General features: G+C 62.6%; 17 protein-coding genes. 7 read left to right on the top strand and 10 right to left on the bottom strand.

What is annotated here, in order from left to right; all coding sequences use genetic code 11:
* Positions 1-177: 177 nt before the first annotated feature.
* Complete coding sequence (locus tag GVL52_RS06285; RefSeq protein ID WP_160004961.1) at positions 178-744, top strand: DUF6101 family protein; 567 nt, start codon at positions 178-180, stop codon at positions 742-744.
* Positions 745-872: 128 nt separating this feature from the next.
* Here the strand turns inward: GVL52_RS06285 and GVL52_RS06280 are convergent, their stop codons facing one another.
* The gene (locus GVL52_RS06280) at positions 873-1,349 is read right to left on the bottom strand and encodes a helix-turn-helix domain-containing protein (protein ID WP_160004959.1); all 477 of its coding nucleotides are present in this window, start codon (positions 1,347-1,349) and stop codon (positions 873-875) included.
* A gap of 110 nt (positions 1,350-1,459) precedes the next feature.
* On the opposite strand from GVL52_RS06280, the gene GVL52_RS06275 reads away from it, so the two are divergent.
* Positions 1,460-2,704, top strand: a complete 1,245-nt coding sequence (locus GVL52_RS06275; protein ID WP_160004957.1) for an MFS transporter — start codon at positions 1,460-1,462, stop codon at positions 2,702-2,704.
* A gap of 144 nt (positions 2,705-2,848) precedes the next feature.
* Positions 2,849-3,733 carry an amino acid ABC transporter substrate-binding protein gene (locus GVL52_RS06270; protein ID WP_244619103.1) on the top strand — a complete coding sequence of 295 codons (885 nt, stop codon included), beginning with the start codon at positions 2,849-2,851 and terminating at the stop codon, positions 3,731-3,733.
* A gap of 3 nt (positions 3,734-3,736) precedes the next feature.
* Here the strand turns inward: GVL52_RS06270 and ubiA are convergent, their stop codons facing one another.
* From ubiA to GVL52_RS06250, 4 genes are all read right to left on the bottom strand, one after another.
* Positions 3,737-4,696 carry a 4-hydroxybenzoate octaprenyltransferase gene (ubiA, locus tag GVL52_RS06265; RefSeq protein ID WP_160004955.1) on the bottom strand — a complete coding sequence of 320 codons (960 nt, stop codon included), beginning with the start codon at positions 4,694-4,696 and terminating at the stop codon, positions 3,737-3,739.
* Positions 4,697-4,812: 116 nt separating this feature from the next.
* A complete protein-coding gene (locus GVL52_RS06260; RefSeq protein ID WP_160004953.1) occupies positions 4,813-5,394 on the bottom strand; it encodes a histidine phosphatase family protein in 582 nt (193 codons plus the stop codon).
* Between the two features lie 70 nt (positions 5,395-5,464).
* Positions 5,465-6,724 (bottom strand): cyclopropane-fatty-acyl-phospholipid synthase family protein, encoded by a 1,260-nt coding sequence (locus GVL52_RS06255; protein ID WP_160004951.1) that lies wholly within the window; start codon positions 6,722-6,724, stop codon positions 5,465-5,467.
* Positions 6,725-6,859: 135 nt separating this feature from the next.
* Entirely contained in the window at positions 6,860-9,169 is a 2,310-nt protein-coding gene (locus GVL52_RS06250; protein WP_160004949.1) for a Tex family protein, read from the bottom strand.
* 444 nt (positions 9,170-9,613) lie between these two features.
* On the opposite strand from GVL52_RS06250, the gene glyS reads away from it, so the two are divergent.
* Positions 9,614-11,791, top strand: coding sequence for a glycine--tRNA ligase subunit beta (glyS, locus tag GVL52_RS06245; protein WP_160004947.1), 2,178 nt, complete (start codon positions 9,614-9,616; stop codon positions 11,789-11,791).
* 15 nt (positions 11,792-11,806) lie between these two features.
* On the opposite strand, the gene GVL52_RS06240 is transcribed toward glyS, so the two are convergent.
* Positions 11,807-12,247: a YqaA family protein gene (locus tag GVL52_RS06240; protein WP_160004945.1), complete on the bottom strand. Its 441-nt coding sequence runs from the start codon at positions 12,245-12,247 to the stop codon at positions 11,807-11,809.
* A gap of 152 nt (positions 12,248-12,399) precedes the next feature.
* Between GVL52_RS06240 and GVL52_RS30790 the strand changes: the two genes are divergently transcribed.
* The 3 genes from GVL52_RS30790 to GVL52_RS06225 all read left to right on the top strand — a co-directional run bounded on the left by GVL52_RS30790 (position 12,400) and on the right by GVL52_RS06225 (position 13,566).
* On the top strand, positions 12,400-12,564 hold the full coding sequence (locus GVL52_RS30790) for a hypothetical protein (RefSeq protein ID WP_244619102.1): 165 nt from the start codon (positions 12,400-12,402) through the stop codon (positions 12,562-12,564).
* 157 nt (positions 12,565-12,721) lie between these two features.
* Positions 12,722-13,036, top strand: coding sequence for a DNA-binding protein (locus GVL52_RS06230; protein WP_160004943.1), 315 nt, complete (start codon positions 12,722-12,724; stop codon positions 13,034-13,036).
* Positions 13,037-13,074: 38 nt separating this feature from the next.
* Positions 13,075-13,566 carry a DUF523 domain-containing protein gene (locus GVL52_RS06225; protein ID WP_160004941.1) on the top strand — a complete coding sequence of 164 codons (492 nt, stop codon included), beginning with the start codon at positions 13,075-13,077 and terminating at the stop codon, positions 13,564-13,566.
* 344 nt (positions 13,567-13,910) lie between these two features.
* Here the strand turns inward: GVL52_RS06225 and GVL52_RS06220 are convergent, their stop codons facing one another.
* The 4 genes from GVL52_RS06220 to GVL52_RS30630 form a co-directional block, all read right to left on the bottom strand.
* Positions 13,911-15,731, bottom strand: a complete 1,821-nt coding sequence (locus tag GVL52_RS06220; RefSeq protein WP_160004939.1) for a methyl-accepting chemotaxis protein — start codon at positions 15,729-15,731, stop codon at positions 13,911-13,913.
* A gap of 316 nt (positions 15,732-16,047) precedes the next feature.
* A complete protein-coding gene (locus tag GVL52_RS06215; protein WP_160004937.1) occupies positions 16,048-16,509 on the bottom strand; it encodes a plant virulence effector HPE1-like domain-containing protein in 462 nt (153 codons plus the stop codon).
* Between the two features lie 106 nt (positions 16,510-16,615).
* A complete protein-coding gene (gene purD, locus GVL52_RS06210) occupies positions 16,616-17,887 on the bottom strand; it encodes a phosphoribosylamine--glycine ligase (RefSeq protein WP_160004935.1) in 1,272 nt (423 codons plus the stop codon).
* Positions 17,884-18,079 (bottom strand): hypothetical protein (locus GVL52_RS30630; protein ID WP_210254107.1); only part of this gene is annotated, 196 nt, incomplete at its 5' end. The genes purD and GVL52_RS30630, both read right to left, overlap by 4 nt.

The following is an 18,079-nucleotide window of genomic DNA, read 5'->3' as shown; positions in this document are numbered from 1 at the left end:
TCCTCGGAAACCTTGCCACGATCGGTTTTGATAACCATCAGCGGAGGCAAAGTTTTCTTAACCGCGATTTTTAAGCTGTCCGGAACAGCCGCCGCCTATTGTCAGCCACAGAGGACGAGAAGTCCCGAGGAGAAGACCGGAAACCGGCTCTCAGGTAAGACAAGGGTAGAAATGAACATGACCAACACCGTTATGAAGCCCGCATGGGCTGGAGCGACACTGCGTCTCGATCCGTCACGCTTTCCGCAGCAGGTCAGCTACGCCATCCACGACTCCACAAGTGACGTCAGCATAACGATCGACGAACGCGGCGCCATTCTCCGCAAGATCCTGCCTTCGAGCGGCCTGCCACTCTCCATCGCCCTGCCGAAGCGCGCATTCAAGGGCGTCGCCGCCCGCGCCATCGACCATGGCAATGGCGAAGTGACCGTAACGCTCGAGCTGCACCACGAAGATCCCGATCTCTGTGTGCCGCTGCTGGTGGCGCATGATCTTTCCGACATCGCCGCCGATTGGCGCGGCTGGTCGGAAGCCTTCCGCATTCCGATGCTGATGGTCGAGGCCGATGGCGTTGCCCGCCCGCTGGAAGAACATCTCGGCGAGCTGCGCACCAGCCACCTGAAGCCCCGCCGCCGCCACTCCTACTTCGCCAACCGCCGTCCGCGCTTCCTGGTGCGCCGCTCGACCGGCTCGCTCGGCGTGGCGATGAAGATCGAAGGCAAGGAAATCATCGCCCGCAACTGAGACGCGCGCGACCTGTCACGAACGGAAAGACCCGGCCAGTGTGCCGGGTCTTTCGTTTATCGTCGCGGCGAGCGGGATCTTGGAGTGCCGGATCGCGGCAACCGATTGCGCCATCAGCTGCGCTTCACTCAAGCCGGAGCGCGTGTTTTCCGCTTGCTAGTCACCACGCCACGGACCTGGGTATCGCTCCAGGCGAGAGCGCGGCCATCCACGGACCGGACTTCGAGCCGCGCGATAGAAACGCCTCTCTCCTTGTCGACCAGCGACGATCGATGTTCGTCCGGTGCAAACAGGCAGTCCTCTGCCCACTGGCGAAGCGCCACGATGACCGGAAAGAGGCCGCGTCCTGTCGCTGTCAGCACGTATTCACGATAGGCGGTTCCATCCGAGGCGGGGCAGGTTTCGAAAATTCCTCGCTCCACGAGGTCGCGCAACCGGCTGGCCAGCACGCCCTTGCCGATCCCCAACCCCTGCTGGAACTCGCTGAAGCGCCGGGCACCATCGAACGCATCGCGAATGATCAGCAGCGACCACCAATCCCCGATCACATCCAGAGACCGCGCGACCGGGCAACCCTCATTCCACAGGCTGACACGCTTGACCATGATCCTCGTCCTCCATTCGTCGATACTGGTTCCAACTTAGAACTAGAAATGCGGCATTCAAAGTGGTTTCAAGATGAAACCAGAGTGGATTTCATGCAGAGGACCGCACGATGGACAACGGAACACGCCATGTGGCATCCGGACGGCAGATAGACGGCCTGTCGAGAATACAGACATTGATCATCGCCGCCGCTGCCGGTGTCAGCGTGGCGAATGTCTACTATGCCCAACCCCTGCTCGATGTCATGGGGGGCGATTTCGGGATCTCGTCCTCCGCCATCGGCCTGATCGTGACGCTGACGCAGGTCGGTTACGGGTTGGGGCTGATCTTCATCGTGCCGATCGGCGACCTTGTCGACCGTAGTCGGCTGATCGTCGGCCAAGGTATTCTATCGGTAATCGCGCTCGTTGCCGTGGCAACATCGGGTACGGAAACAATGCTGTTTGCAGGCATGGCGGTGATGGGGCTGCTGGCCGTTGTCGTTCAGGTGCTCGTTGCCCATGCCGCAGCGCTGGCAACGGCTGCGCAACGCGGCAGGGTCGTCGGCATGGTCACCAGCGGCATCGTGACCGGCATCCTCGCTGCGCGGTCAATCGCCGGTGTCGTTGCCGATCTTGGCGGATGGAGAGCGGTCTACATGGTGTCTGCCGTGCTGACATTGCTGATGGTCGGCCTCGTCGCATGGGTGCTGCCTCGGGAACCGGGGAAGAGGAGCCTGGACACCTATGCCGGGGCGCTGCTGTCCATACCACTCATGCTTCTGCGCGAACCGGTCCTGCGCGTTCGAGCCGCCTTGGCAGCTCTCATCTTCGCGGCGTTCAGCACGTTCTGGACCGCGCTGGTGCTTCCACTTAGCGCACCGCCACTGTCCTATTCGCATACAGAGATCGGGCTGTTCGGCCTGGTCGGGCTGGCTGGAGCGATTGCGGCAACATATGCAGGCAAGATTGCGGATCGCGGCCATGGTCAATGGACAACGGGCGTTTCTCTGGCGATCCTGATGGCATCATGGGGACTGATCGCCTTTCTCCCGTTTTCCATTCCGCTGCTAGTGGTCGGCGTGCTCCTGCTCGATCTCGCGGTTCAGGCCGTGCACGTCACCAATCTGAGCACCGTCGTGGCTTTGCAGCCGCAAAACAGCGGCCGCATGATCGGAGGCTATATGGTGTTCTATTCGATCGGCAGTGCTATCGGAGCGACCGGCACGACAACGGCCTATGCCCATTTCGGCTGGCCAGGCGTCTGCGCCTTGGGAGCGTCCTTCAGTGCGGCTGCGCTTTCGTTATGGGTTGCAACGCTGCCTTCGGTGAATACGGACCTCAGGTCGCTCCTCGATCGTTGGAAGCGGCGATGATCGGATGTGACAGCCATGGCCCAAGATGGCAGAAGCACCAAGGTGCCCTCGGTTGACAAATGGCGGGCGCCCCATAAGCTGCGTGCAAAGCTTTGAGATCGCAACCGTGGTTCGGAGATGGGCATCATGCGGATGGCAAAGTGCATGAGACGACTTCCGCTGGCGATCGTCGCCCTCTGCCTTTCGGCATTGGCCGCAGGCGCTGCTACTCTCGACACCATCACCCAGCGCGGAAGCGTGCGTATCGGCTACATCGATGATGAAGCCCCCTTCTCTTCCATTGTAACCGGCAGCAAGGCGGGCGCCAGTCCGACGGGATATGCCATCGACCTGTGCAACAGGATTGCCGACGACATAGAGCACCACGTTCCGGACCTGAAGCGTGACTATATCGAGATGACACTCGCCAACGGCTTCGATGCCGTGAAGACCGAACAGGTCGATCTGCTTTGCGGCGCCGTTACCGTCAATCTGCAGCGGCGGGAAATCGTCGATTTCTCACAGCCGATCTTCCTGACCGGGGCGAGCGCGCTGCTGCGCAAGGATTCGCCCAGCTACCTGCAGACATTCTTTTTCGACAAGCCCGCTGTTCGCGCCGTCAGCGACCGCGTCGTCTCCAGCAGCGTCATCGGCGCGCGGGCAAACAGCACGACGGGTGCGGCACTGCACGAAGCGTTGCAAAGCCAGGTGTCGACGAAGACAACGATTGCCGACTTCGAGACGCACGAAGAGGGTCTGAAGGCGCTGGAGGACCACAGGATCGATGCCTATATCGCCGATCAGGTGCTGCTCACCAGCCTGGCCACCCGGGCGCGCGATCCGTCCCTGCTCGAGGTCGGGGATCGCCTGTTCACGCACGAACCCTATGCGATCGCCTTGCGCCGGAATGACGCCGATTTTCGGCTGCTGGCGGATCGGGCGTTGACGGATTTCTATCTGTCAGACGATTTCCTGCCGCTGCTCGAAACCTATTTCGGCGCCGATGCGCCAATGCTGCACACACAGATCATCATGCAGCATGTGCCTTAAAACCTACGGCAGAACGAACAGCAGCGACAGAAACAGTCCGACAAAGATGATGGCGCCGACGCGGTTGTTCGACTTGAACAGCGCCAGGCACTGATCACCGTCGTTGATATCGAGCGTGACGATCTGCCAGGCAAACATGCCAGCAGCAATCAGCAGGCCGAGATAGGCGAAGAAGCCGACGCCGGCCAACAGGAAGGCGGCGAAGGTCAGCACCAGCATCAGGCCGTAAAGACCGACCAGCCACGGCTTGGTCCGGTCGCCGAACAGGCGGGCGGTGGAGCGGACGCCGATCAACTCGTCGTCCTCCTTGTCCTGATGGGCGTAGATGGTGTCGTAGCCGATCGTCCAGACGACGGCGGCGATGTAGAGCAGCACCGGCGCCAGCGACAGGCTGCCGAAGATCGCCGCCCAGCCCATCAGCGCGCCCCATGAAAACGCCAGGCCGAGGAAGAATTGCGGCCAGTCGGTAAACCGCTTGGCGAAGGGATAGAGCGCGACGATGGCCAGCGATGTAATGCCAAGGATGACCGAGAACCAGTTGAGCTGGAGGACGACCAGGAGCCCGACCAGCGCTTGCAGGACGATGAAGATCTTCGCCTGGCTGCGGGTGACGCGGCCGGATGGCAGCGGCCGCGAGCGGGTGCGGGCGACTTCCATGTCGATCTTGTGATCGACCAGATCATTATAGGTGCAGCCGGCGCCGCGCATGGCGACGGAGCCGATGAAATAAAGCACCAGATGGTAGATCAGCTGACCGCCGGAAAACAGGCCGAGATGGGCAGCCGCATTGGCCGCCATCGCCGCCGACCAGAAGCACGGCCACAGCAGCAATTGCCAGCCGATCGGCCGGTCCCAGCGCGCCAGCTGCGCATAGGGCCAGAGCCACGGGGGCAGGACCCGATAGACCCAGTTGTTGGAAGGCGCATCGGCGACACGCCCGGTGATTCCGTCGATCTGTTGCATGGGGCCATCTAGCGACGGGTTGTGGTGGCGGTCAAGCGGGGTTGGAGGGCGGAGCCCCCTCATCCCCGGTGCAACAAGTTGCACCGGGGATGAGGGGGCGCCACACGCAACGCGACCTATTGCCCGTTCCAGCGCCGGATCACCGGCTCGGTCAAATCGTGCTCGTAGCCGAGAACGCTGATGCTCGTCGTGTCCAGGATGAACCGCGCGCCGTCCTCCGGCGGCAGGCCGAGCCAGCGGGCGCCGAGCACGCGCAGGAAATGCGAGCTGGAGAAGATCAGGATCGCGGTGTTGGCGGCGCGGATTTCGGCGATGATATGGTCGGCTCTGGCGCCGATATCGGCTGTCATCTCTCCATCCGGGCAGCCGTCGCGAAACAGCTGCCAGCCGGGGCGTCCCTCCAGGATCTCCTTGGTCCTGATGCCTTCGTAGGCACCGTAATCCCATTCGGCGAGATCCGGCTTGACGATGGCGCCGGCCTCGAAACCGGCAAGGCTGCAGGTGTTGCGGGCGCGCTGCGATGGACTGGTCCAGACTTCGGCGAAGACATGGCCGGCCAGTCTTGGGCCGACCTTTTCGGCAGCGGCCTTACCGTTTTCTGTGAGCGGAATGTCGCTGCGGCCGGTATGGCGGCCCGACAGGCTCCATTCGGTTTCGCCGTGGCGGACGAGCGTGATCTCGGGGAATGCACTGCTCATCTCGGGGTCCTTTCAGATTAAACCGGCAGACATGAAAAAGGCGCGGGTTTCGCCGCGCCTTTTCGATTGGTCAGATAATGACCTTTTCGAGCGGCGGACGCGTTGCCTCGAATTCCTTCAGCTTCGCCTCGTTGGCCGCGATATAATCACGGCTGTCGGGGGTGGAATACTGATTTTTGGAAATCTGGATCTGCATGATGAACAGCTCGTCCCAGCGGAAGCCGATTTCGGAGCCGGCCAGGTAGAACTCCCACATGCGGAAGAAGCGTTCGTCATAGAGCGCCACGGCTTCCGCCCGGCGCGCCACGAAACGCTCCCGCCAGTCGCGCAGCGTGTAGGCGTAGTGCAGCGGCAGGACCTCGACGTCGCGGACCAGGAGGTTCGCCTTTTCGATGGCCGGCAGCGTCTCGCCGATCGAGGGAATATAGCCTTGCGGGAAGATGTACTTCTCGATGAAGGCATTGGTCCCGAAGCTTGGCTTCGGACGGGCGATCGAGTGCAGCACCATGACGCCGTCATCGGCCAGCAATTCGTGCACCTTGCGGAAGAAGCCGGGGAAATTGCCGATGCCGACATGCTCGAACATGCCGACGGAGACGATGCGGTCGAATTTCTGACCCTTCATCGTCTTGTAGTCCTGCAGTTCGAAGCGGACGCGATCGGCAAGGCCGCGTTTCTGCGACCTTTCGCGGGAGATCTTCAGCTGCTCTTCGCTCAGCGTGATGCCGGTGAGATCGACGCCCGGCGTCGATTCCGCGACATACATGCCCATCCCGCCCCAGCCGGAGCCGATTTCCAGCACCCGCTGGTTCGGCTCAAGCAGCAGCTTGGCGGCGATATGGCGCTTCTTGGCAACCTGCGCCTCCTCCAGGCTGATGCCGGGCGGGTTGTAGTAGGCACAGGAATATTGCCAGTCCTCGTCCAGGAACAGCTCGAACAGCTTTTCCGAGAGATCGTAGTGATGGGCGACGTTGCGTTTGTTGTGGTTGACGGGAAGGCGGCTCTTGAGCTGCTGCAGGGCAATGCGGCCGATCAGAAGGGCTGCCATCGGGATGTCGAAGATCTCGTTGGTGGTGTTCTGTTTCACCATCGCCAGGAAATCGTAGATGTTGCCGTGTTCGACGATGAACCGGCCGTCCATGTACATTTCTGCAAGCTTGAGGGTCGGGTCGCGGCGGATGAATTTCTCCGCTTCCTCGTCGGCGATGCGGACGGCAACAGGATCTCCGGTGCCGTCCCCGATTATGTGTGTCTCGCCGTTGGCGAGCGTGAGCGTGAGATTACCCTTGCGGATAATTTTCTGGACAATCGATAAGAAAGCCGACGCCATGAATGAGGCCTCGCAATGTGACAGGATAATCCGATAAACTTAGACCCTCCAACCCGTCATACAAGCGCCGTATTTGGCCCTTCGGCGACAAGGTCGCCAAAGTGTGACATTTCTGCCATGCCTATGCGCAAGTCCTTATTTTCGCTTCATGGCCTCCGCCAGAGCCGCGCCGAATGCCCCCTGTGACTCCTGCTTGGGCGCCGATGTGCGCCGCTCGTTGCCAGCCTTAGGCGCTGGATTTGCGCGGTTTTCGCCACGCGGCGCCGGCGCCGCCGCGCCATCATCCTTGCGCATCGACAGCGCGATGCGCTTGCGCTTGGCATCGACCTCGACGACCCGAACCTTGACGACATCGCCGGCTTTCACAACTTCGTGAGGGTCTTTGACAAAGCGGTCCGCGAGCTGCGAGACATGCACCAGACCGTCCTGGTGGACGCCGATATCGACGAAGGCACCAAAGGCGGCGACGTTGGTGACCGTGCCCTCCAGCGTCATGCCGGGTTGCAGATCGGAGATTTCGTTGATCCCCTCGGCAAAGGTGGCGGTCTTGAAGCTCGGGCGCGGGTCGCGGCCGGGTTTTTCCAGCTCGGCGAAGATGTCCTTGACGGTCGGCAGGCCGAACTTGTCGTCGATGAACTGGCGTGGATCGACCGACTTCAGCACCGAACTATCGCCCATCAGCGCCCTGAGATCACGGCCGCAGGCGGCGACGATCTTCTTGGCGACGCCATAGGCTTCCGGGTGCACCGACGAGGCATCGAGCGGCTCCTTGCCGTCGCGGATGCGCAGGAAGCCGGCACACTGCTCGAAGGTGCGCTGGCCGAGACGGGCGACCTTCAGGAGATCGCGGCGGGTCTCGAAACGGCCGGTCTCGTCGCGATGCTTGACGATGGCTTCGGCAATCGAGGTGCCGAGGCCGGAGACGCGGGCAAGCAGCGGCACCGAGGCCATGTTGAGATCGACGCCAACGGCATTCACCGCGTCTTCGACCACGGCATCGAGCGAGCGCGACAGCTTGGTCTGGTCGACATCATGCTGATACTGGCCGACGCCGATCGACTTCGGCTCGATCTTGACGAGTTCTGCAAGCGGATCCTGCAGACGGCGGGCGATGGAGACGGCGCCGCGCAGCGACACGTCGAGATTGGGGAATTCGGCAGCCGCAGCCGCAGAGGCCGAATAGACCGAGGCGCCGGCTTCCGACACGATCACCTTGGTCGGCTTGGTGCCGGGCAGCTCGGCCAGCATGTCGGCCACCAGCTTTTCGGTCTCGCGGCTGCCGGTGCCGTTGCCGATCGAGATCAGCTCGACATTGTGCTTGCGGATCAGAGAAGCAAGCTCGACCTGGGCGCCGCGCACGTCGTTTCTCGGCTGGAACGGATAGACGGTGGAGGTGGCGATGACCTTGCCGGTCGCATCCGTGACCGCGACCTTGACGCCGGTGCGGATACCCGGATCAAGCCCCATGGTCGGGCGCGAACCGGCGGGGGCTGCGAGCAGCAGGTCCTTGAGATTGCGGGCGAAAACGTGGATCGCCTCTTCCTCGGCGCGCTCGCGCATCTCGCGCATCAGGTCGAGCGACAGCGACATGGAGAGCTTGACGCGCCAGGTCCAGCTGGCAACTTCCATCAGCCAGCGATCGGCGGGGCGGCTGTTGCCGATCTCGTAGGCATTGGCGATCATCCGCTCGACGGGCTTGCCCGGCGATGCGGTCTCGGCATCGGCCTCGATGGTGAGCGTCAGCACTTCCTCGTTCCAGCCGCGCAGCATGGCGAGCGCGCGGTGGCCGGGGGCTGTGGCCCAGCGTTCGGTATGGTCGAAATAATCGGAGAATTTCTCGCCTGACCCCTGCTTGCCATCGACCACCCTCGCCTTCAGCAAAGCGGCGCTGCGCATATGGGCGCGGAGCCTGCCGAGCAGCGTGGCGTTTTCGGCAATGCCTTCGGCAACGATATCGCGGGCGCCTTCGAGCGCCGTCTTGATGTCGGGCACCTCGGCTGAGATGTAGGCTTCGGCCAGTGTCGCCGGCTCCCTGGCGCGATCGGACAGGATCGCCTCGGCCAGCGGGCCGAGGCCCCGTTCGCGAGCGATTTCGGCGCGGGTGCGGCGCTTCGGCTTGTAGGGGAGGTAGAGATCCTCGAGCTCGGCCTTGGTGGCGGCGCCCTTGAGCTTGGCCAGCAGCTCGTCGCTCATCTTGCCCTGGCCGTTGATGGAATCGACGATGGTGTCGCGGCGCGATTCCAGTTCGCGGAGATAGACGAGGCGTTCGGCCAGATCGCGCAGCTGCGTATCGTCGAGCCCGCCGGTCACTTCCTTGCGGTAGCGCGCGATGAACGGCACGGTCGCGCCCTCATCCAGCAGCTCGATCGCCGCCTTGGCCTGATCGGGCCGGGCCTTGATCTCGGAGGCGATGACTGCGGAGAGCATGCGGATATCAGCGGCCATGATGGTTCCTGCGTTTCATCGAAAGTTGGCGGACCATAGCGGCGAAAAGCGGCAAGGCAATGCCCGAGACGGGTCTGGGCTGTGGAAGGTGGGGATTTTGGTGGGGGCGGTCTTTTACCGGATGGCCCCCCTCATCCGGCTGCCGCCACCTTCTCCCCTGGGGGAGAAGAGGATAGCCGCACCCGCTCGCCTCTCTCAACCCCGAGGCTAGCCCGAGGCTAGAAAGAAGCAAAACTGTGCCGCGAGCCTCTTCTCCCCCACGGGGAGAAGGTGCCGGCAGGCGGATGAGGGGGCGCCACGCAGCACAGCGCCAGCGACGTAGTGCTACTTCGTCCCCCTTCCCCGCTTTTGCTGCTTGTACACCTGCGCCATTCTTTGCTAGCAGAGGCGACCGTTTTCAGACCCGCCAGGTAGCGCCTTCCCCGGGAAGGCAAGGAAAGTGACATGCCCGATCTGCTCCTAGAACTCCGCTCCGAAGAGATCCCGGCCCGCCTGCAGCGCAAGGCTGCCGGCGACCTGAAGAAGCTCGTCACCGACGCGCTGGTCGAAGCCGGTCTTTCCTACGAGGGTGCGCGCGAATACTGGACGCCGCGCCGGCTGACGCTCGACATTCGCGGCCTCACCGCGCGGTCCGCAGACGTGCGCGAAGAGCGCAAGGGTCCGCGCACCGATGCCAACGAGAAGGCGATCGAGGGCTTTTTGCGCGGTGCCGGGCTTTCGTCGATTGCCGAAGCGCAGGTTCAGAGCGATCCGAAGAAGGGCGATTTCTATGTCGCGATCATCTCCAAGGCCGGCCGCGCCGCCGAGGAGATCATCGCCGAGGTGATGCCATCGATCATCCGCGATTTCCCGTGGCCGAAGCCGATGCGCTGGGGCAAGGCCTCGGCGCAGCCGGGCTCGCTGCGCTGGGTGCGGCCACTGCAGTCGATCGTCTGCGTGTTCGGCACCGAGCATGAAGAGACCTCGGTCATTCCGTTCGAGATCGCCGGCATCGTCGCCTCGAACATCACCTATGGCCACCGCTTCCATGCGCCTGCGGCGATCACCGTCAAGCGTTTCGACGATTATGTCGCCAGCCTCGAAAAGGCCAAGGTGATCCTCGATGCCGAGCGCCGCAAGGACATCATCCTGCATGATGCCCGCGACGTCGCCTTCGCCAATGGGTTGGAGCTGGTCGAGGACGAAGGCCTGCTGGAAGAGGTGTCCGGGCTGGTCGAATGGCCGCAGGTGCTGATGGGCAGCTTCGAGGCGGATTACCTGGCGATCCCGTCTGAGATCATCCGCCTGACGATCAAGACCAACCAGAAGTGTTTCGTCACCCGCAAACCGGGCGAAGAGACGCTTTCGAACAATTTCATCCTGATTTCCAACATCGAGGCCAGCGATGGCGGCAAGGAAATCATTCACGGCAACGGCAAGGTGGTGCGTGCACGGCTCTCCGACGCGCTGCATTTCTGGAAGCGCGACCAGGGCAACCTGCCGGATCTTGAAACGCTGGAGACGTCCGCCAAAAAGTTCAGCCTCGACCTCAAGAAGCCGCTCGACCAGCGGATGGCGAAGCTCGATGCGCTGAACGTCACCTTCCATGCCAAGCTCGGCACCCAGGGCGAGCGGGTCGAGCGCATCCGCGCCATGGCCGCCAAGGTGGCCTTCCCGGCCGGCGCCGACTACAAGCTGGTCGATCGCGCCGTGGTGCTGGCCAAGGCCGACCTTCGCACCGAAGCGGTCGGCGAATTCCCGGAGCTGCAGGGCGTGATGGGCCGCAAATATGCGGCGCTGCAGGGCGAGGACGCCGTCGTCTCCACCGCCATCGAAGAGCATTACAAGCCGCAGGGCCCGTCCGACAAGCTGCCGCAGGACAAGGTGGCGATCACGGTAGCGCTCGCCGACAAGCTGGATACGCTGATCGGCTTCTGGGCGGTCGACGAAAAGCCGACCGGCTCGAAGGACCCGTTTGCGCTGCGCCGTGCAGCGCTCGGCGTCATCCGCATCATTCTCGAGCGCGGCGTGCACCTGACGCTGCTGCCGCGGATCGTCAGCCACATGGCCCGCATCGACATGGATACCTCAAGCAAGGTTGCAGCCGACGACATGTCGCGCCAGCTCGACCTGCTGTCGTTCTTCCATGACCGCCTGAAGGTCTACCTGCGCGACCAGGGCGCCCGCCACGACCTGATCGACGCGGTGCTGACGCCGGAGACCGACGACCTGCGCATGGTCGCCCGCCGGGTCGAGGCGCTGACGGCCTTCGTCAGCTCCGAGGACGGCAAGAACCTGCTCGCCGGCACCAAGCGCGCCGTGCAGCTGCTGGCTGCCGAGGAGAAGAAGGGCACCGTCGTTGCCGATGGCGTGTCGGAGCCGCTGTTGAAGCTCGATGCCGAGAAGGAACTGTTTGCGGCGATCACCAAGGCGTCTGCCGAGGCGTCGGCAGCGATCGAGAAGGAAGATTTCCGCTCGGCGATGGCAGCGCTTTCGACGCTGCGCGCGCCTGTCGACCGGTTCTTCACCGATGTTCTGGTCAACGACGAGGATGCCGCCATCCGCGCCAATCGTCTCGCGCTGCTGCGCCTGATCCGCGAAGCTACTGGCACCGTTGCCGACTTCTCGAAGATCGCAGGCTAAGAAAAAGAGCGGGCGTCAGCCGATGACGCCTGCCGTGACGACAGCCAGAACCGCGTAACGCGCGGTTTTGGCGATGGTGACCAGGACGATGAAGGTCACGAACGGCTCCTTCATGACGCCAGCGATCACGGTGATCGGATCACCGACGATGGGCAGCCAGCTCGCCAGCAGCGACCACTTGCCATAGCGCTGATACCAGCGCTGCGCGCGGTCGAACGCCACACCCCCGACCGGAAACCACGGGCGATCGCGAAAGCGCTCGATGCCCATGCCGAGCAGCCAGTTGACCACCGAGCCCAAGACATTGCCGGCGCTGGCGAAGGCGACCAGCAACAGCGTCGCGTATTTGCCCGAGACGATCAGCGCAACAAGGCCCGCTTCCGACTGCATCGGGAAGATGGTCGCGGCGATGAAGGAGATGGCGAAGAGGCCGGCGTAGGCTGCGAGGGTCGTCATGCTATGCTTTGCTCTCGATGATCGGCTGGCCGGAACCCTCGCTCGACGACGGCGCTGCAGGGCCAATGCTTCAGCTTTCCCATGACCACGTTCATGCTCGCCATGCAAGGGTTGCTGATTGATATTGGTAACGCATGTGATACCATTTTGGCATGAAGATCCTCGAATATCTGGATCAGGACGGTTCAAGCCCTTTCGCGCTGTGGTTTGCCGGCATTGAGGCGCGCGCTGCGTCGAAGGTCGCCATCGCGCTGACACGCATCGAGGCCGGCAACCTCTCCAATGTAAAGGGCGTCGGTTCCGGCCTGCTCGAATAACGGATCGACTACGGGCCGGGATATCGGATCTATTTCGGGCGCGACGGCGAGCAGCTGGTCATCCTGCTGGCCGGCGGAACAAAGAAACGGCAGCGGGCCGATATCGCCACGGCGCTGATGCGCTGGGTCGATTACAAGCAGAGAAAGGGCCGATGAGATGGCACTGACACGCGATTTCAGGGACACGATCAAGGCGCGCGCGGCCAGCGATGCCGCTTTTCGCGCGGCACTGCTTTCGGATGCCGTGGAACTGCTGCTGTCCGGCGACGTCGAGACCGGCAAGGCGGTCCTGCGCGATTTCATCAATGCGACGGTTGGCTTCGAGCGACTTGCCGAGCTGGTCGGAACGCCGCCGAAGAGCCTGATGCGAATGTTTAGCGCCAAGGGCAATCCACGGGCCGACAATCTGTTCGGCATCATAAGCCGGTTGCAGCAAGAGACCGGCGTCCATCTCGCCGTTGCTGCCGCTTGAGGCTGGAACTGCGGGCTCCTCCGCGATATGCCCAATCCATGCAGAAGATTCTCGTCAGTGCCTGTCTCATGGGCCATGCCGTTCGCTATGACGGCCAGGCGAAGCCACTCGTCCATCCGGCGATCGAGCGTTGGCGGGCGGAAGGCCGGCTGGTGACGATCTGTCCCGAGATGTCGGCCGGCATGCCGGTGCCACGGCCGCCGGCGGAGATCGAAGGCGGGGCTGCGGGTGCGGATGTGCTGGCAGGCCGGGCGCGCGTCGTCGAGATATCAGGTGGCGATGTGACCGACGGGTTCCGGCAGGCTGCGGAGAATGCGCTCAGTCTCGCCACCGAAACCGGCTGCCGCTACGCGCTATTGATCGACGGCAGCCCGTCCTGCGGCTCCGGCTTCATCTATGACGGCTCGTTCTCAGGCGCCAGACACAGCGGGAGCGGCGTGACGGCGGCGTTGTTGACGCAGGCGGGGATTGCGGTTTTCTCCGACAGGGAGATCGATCGGCTGGCCGAGCTGGTTGATGATCAAGACTGAGGCTGCCAGGCATTCGGGGCTTGATCGTGGCCTGTACCACGCGCCTGGCGTCATCTTCCGGATTGTCCGCAAGGTCCATTCACGTTGCGCCAATCGGACGGTTGCAGATGCTCGGGACAAGCCCGAGCATGACGATGGAGAGGGCGCGCACAAACTACAACCTATTGAAATACAGACGTTTACACGTAACTTGCGTCATCCTCGGCCTTGTGCCGAGGATCTGACCACGCCGCCAAAAAATGGAACGTCGCAAACGATCTGAAACGGGCGGCTTGTGCGTGCAGCAAAGCAAAACGGCCGCCGGAGTGCTCCAGCGGCCGTGATCGGCATCCTCGCGCCAGGCCTTATGCGGCGCGGCGGGTCTGGTTGGCGTTATGGTCGCTGCCATTGCCGACGCGGAAGCTGCTGATCAGGTGCAGCAGTTCGTCGGTATCACTGGCCAGCGATTCGGCCGAGGCGGTCGTCTCTTCGGCCATGGCGGCGTTCTGCTGGGTGGCGGCGTCGAGCTGGTTGATCGACGAGGTGATGGCACGCAGCGTGGTGTCCTGCTCGGAGGCGCTGTGGGCGATCTTCGAGACGATGTCGTTGGCGGCCTTGATCTGATCTGAAATCCGCTTCAGCGCTTCGCCGGCCTCGCCGACAAGACGGACCCCCTGATCGACCTGACCGGAGGAGCGGGCGATCTGGTCCTTGATCTCCTTGGCGGCAGCGGCGGAGCGCTGAGCCAGTTCGCGGACTTCCTGGGCGACGACGGCAAAGCCCTTGCCTGATTCACCGGCGCGTGCGGCCTCAACACCGGCATTCAGCGCCAGAAGGTTGGTCTGGAAGGCGATGTCGTCGATGACGCCGATGATCTTGCCGATCTCGTCGGACGACTTTTCGATGCCGCCCATGGCTTCGATCGCCTGGGTGACCACAGCATCGCTGCGGCTGGCTTCGGAGCTGACCGAGTGGACGCGCTGGCTGGCTTCCTTGGCGCCTTCGGCGGTGTGGCGGACGGCGACGCTGAGCTGGTCGAGCGCTGCCGAGGTTTCCTCCAGCGCTGCTGCCTGGCGCTCGGTGCGCTGCGACAGCTCGTTGGAGGCGCGGCGGATCTCTTCCTTGCTGACGGCGATGTCGCCGCCCTTGACGCTGACCTTGGACATGGCAGCCTCGAGATGCGTCAGGGCATCGTTGAAGTTGTCACGCAGGGCTGCGTATTTCTGGCCGAGATCGGCGCAGCGTATCGTCAGGTCGCCACGGGCGATCTGTTCGAGGGCCTTGCCGATGGTCGAGACGACATGGGCCTGAACCGATGTTTCGTCGCGCTGCTGGCGCTGGTTGTTTTCGCGTTCGTCGTCGAGCGCCATTTGCTGGGCTGCCTCGCGCTCGGACATGGCGTGGCGCTCACGGACCTTTTCCTGCAGCGACTTGGTGGCCTTCGCCATCATGCCGACTTCGTTGTTCATGTCGGTGTGGGGAATGACCATGGTGACGTTCTCGTCGGCAACGGCCTGCAGAGCATGATGGATGCGCGTCAGTGGAGCCGAAATGCTGCGAACGACATAAAAGGCAGCCGCACCACCGAGAAGCAGCACGACAAGACCGCCGGAGAGCGCCCTCAGGACATCGGCACGAACCTGCGCGTCGAGATCATCGAGATAGACGCCGGTTGCCAAGACCACCTGCCAGGGCTCGAATGCCTTGGTGTAGACGCTCTTGCGGACCAGCACATCGGCCGGCTGGCCAGGCTTCGGACCGTAGAAATCGACGATGCCGCCGCCTGCCCTGCCGGTCTTGACGATTTCGTCGCGATAAGGCTTGCCCTTCGAGTCCGGCACGCCCTTGCTGCTTTTGCCAATCTTGGCCGTGTCGTAGATGATGCGCAGAACAACGTCGTAGTCGTAACCGATGAAATAGCCGTTGGGCTCGAAGCGGATGCCGCTGAGCTGCTTGTATGCCTGTGCGACGGCCTGATCGTGCGTGAGTTCGCCGGCTTTTTCGCGATCGTAATATTGCTGCATGATCGAGATGCCCGACTCCACCTGGGTCCGGAGCATTTCGTTGCGCTCGTGATAGATGGCGTCGGCCGATGACCGGATCTGTAGATAGGAGGCGACGCAGAACGCCACCATCAGACCGGCGACAAGCAAAAACAGCTGCCTGGAAATTTTAAGATTCTTCATGATGCCTCGCAACATAGCTCGGTTAAATAATCCGGCGCGGTTTCCTACCGCGTATGCAAGGGCGGGTTGCGCCACTTGCTGCTACTGCTGCTCAATTGACATGCTGCTACCGGTCGTAGCTAAAAATGGCCGCTTTAATCTAAGAAATACTTAACCAATGCGTAGATGATTGCATAATTACAAAATCAGATAATTGAGTAGAAATATAAAATAGAAAATGCGCCCCCGCTTCTCTTCAGGGACGCATTTTATCCACCTTTACGATGGAACCCCGATCGACCGAAACTTTGGACGGGAGGGGCAGGGAACTTTGAACTCAAGGCCTGAGCTTGAAAGAAGAAACGTCGAGAGGCGGGTTTTGTTCCAGCGCCTGGCCGGCAACACCTGCCGCTACAGGCCTGGCATCGCCGCCGATGACGGCTGATGTCGTCGCCGTATCGACGCCGTCAACGGTCGGCGCGGTAGCGACCATCGATACAGCCGGTGCCTTGGTGACGAACACGACAGGCGAACCACCCATCCAGCCCTCGGTACGGTACAGCTTCTTTTCGCCGTTCACATCACGGATCTGCGACTGCTGGAGAGCGCCGTCTGCAAGCGTCGGAACGGTGTAGTCGCGCTTTGCCTGCAACACCTGGAGCGGCGGGCAGGTCGTGCAGACCTTGTTGATGATGCTGCTATTGGCGGAAAATGCATCGGAGCCGATCACATCGATCGACGATGCCATGGCGGAGCCCGCCATCAACACACCGATAACACCCACAAAAACCTGACGCATGGAACCACTCCGTCTTACCCTGGGCACAGGTTTAGCGCAGCTTTGTTTCCATCCCGTCAGGGGAAAGGGTAAAAATTTAGAGAACTGACCCGATTTCGCAGTCGGATCAGGCTTTTTCGCGGTTGATCGCCTGCCAGCCGATGTCGCGGCGGCAGAAGCCGTTGTCCCACTCCACCTTGTCGAGCAGGGCGTAGGCGTGGCTCTGCGCCTCGCCGACGGTCTTGCCTGTCGCCGTGACGTTCAGCACGCGGCCGCCGGTGGCAACCAGTGCGCCATCCTTCAAAGCTGTGCCGGCATGAAACACCTTGGCGCCTTCGCCAGCGTCGGGAATGGACTTGATCGGCGTGTTCTTGTCGTAGGACGCAGGATACCCCTTCGAGGCCATGACCACGGTCAGCGCGGGATCGTCGCTCCACTCGGCCGTCACCTTGTCCAGCGTGCCGGTTGCCGTGGCATAGAGGATCGGCAGAAGATCGCTCTTCAGGCGCATCATCAGCACCTGGCATTCGGGATCGCCGAAGCGGACGTTGTATTCGATCAGCTCCGGGCCCTTGGCGGTGATCATCAGGCCGGCGAAGAAGACGCCGGAGAAGGGATGGCCGCTTTCGGCCATACCGCGCATGGTCGGCTCGATGATTTCCTTCATGGTGCGCTCGACCATTTCAGGCGTCATGACAGGCGCCGGCGAATAGGCGCCCATGCCGCCGGTGTTGGGGCCGGTATCGCCCTCGCCCACCCGCTTGTGATCCTGCGCTGTTGCCAGCGCCAGCGCATGTGTGCCGTCGCTGAGGCAGAAGAAGCTGGCTTCCTCGCCATCGAGATAGGCTTCGACCACGACTTCGGCACCGGCAGCGCCGAATGCGCCTTCGAAGCAATCATCGACGGCGGCCAGCGCTTCATCGACGGTCATCGCCACGGTGACGCCCTTGCCAGCCGCCAGACCATCGGCCTTGACGACGATCGGGGCGCCCTGCTCGCGGATATAGGCTTTCGCCTTGGGGCCATTGTTGAAACGCTGGTAGGCTCCGGTCGGAATATCGTAGCGGGCGCAGATATCCTTGGTGAAGCCCTTGGAGCCCTCGAGCTGGGCGGCAGCGGCAGACGGGCCGAAGACGGCAAAGCCGGCGGCACGCAGGGCATCGCTAAGGCCGGCGACCAGCGGCGCTTCCGGGCCGACGACGATGAAGTCGATGGTATTGTCCTTGCAGAAGGCGACGACGGCAGCGTTGTCCTCGACATTGACCGCAACCAGCGTTGCGTGGTCGGCAATGCCGGGATTGCCGGGGGCCGCATAGAGTTCGGTCAGCTGAGGTGATTGCGCCAGCTTCCAGGCCAGTGCGTGCTCGCGTCCGCCCGATCCGATCAACAGAACCTTCATGCCCGTCCCTTTCGCGTTTCCGTCTGGCGGTTAAGGGCAGAGGAGGAAAAGGTCAAGCCAAAACGCTCGCCCGGGGTCAAGCCAAAACGCTCGCCCGGGGTCAAGCCAAAACGCTCGCCCGGGGTCAAGCCAAAACGCTCACCAGCCGCCGCCACCGCCGCCGCCGCCGCCTCCCCCGGACGAGCCGCCACC

The organism is Rhizobium sp. 18055 (assembly GCF_902706285.1).
Taxonomy (GTDB): domain Bacteria; phylum Pseudomonadota; class Alphaproteobacteria; order Rhizobiales; family Rhizobiaceae; genus Rhizobium.
Note: the sequence above shows the minus strand (reverse complement) of the source record. Positions and strands in the feature narration are given on the sequence as shown.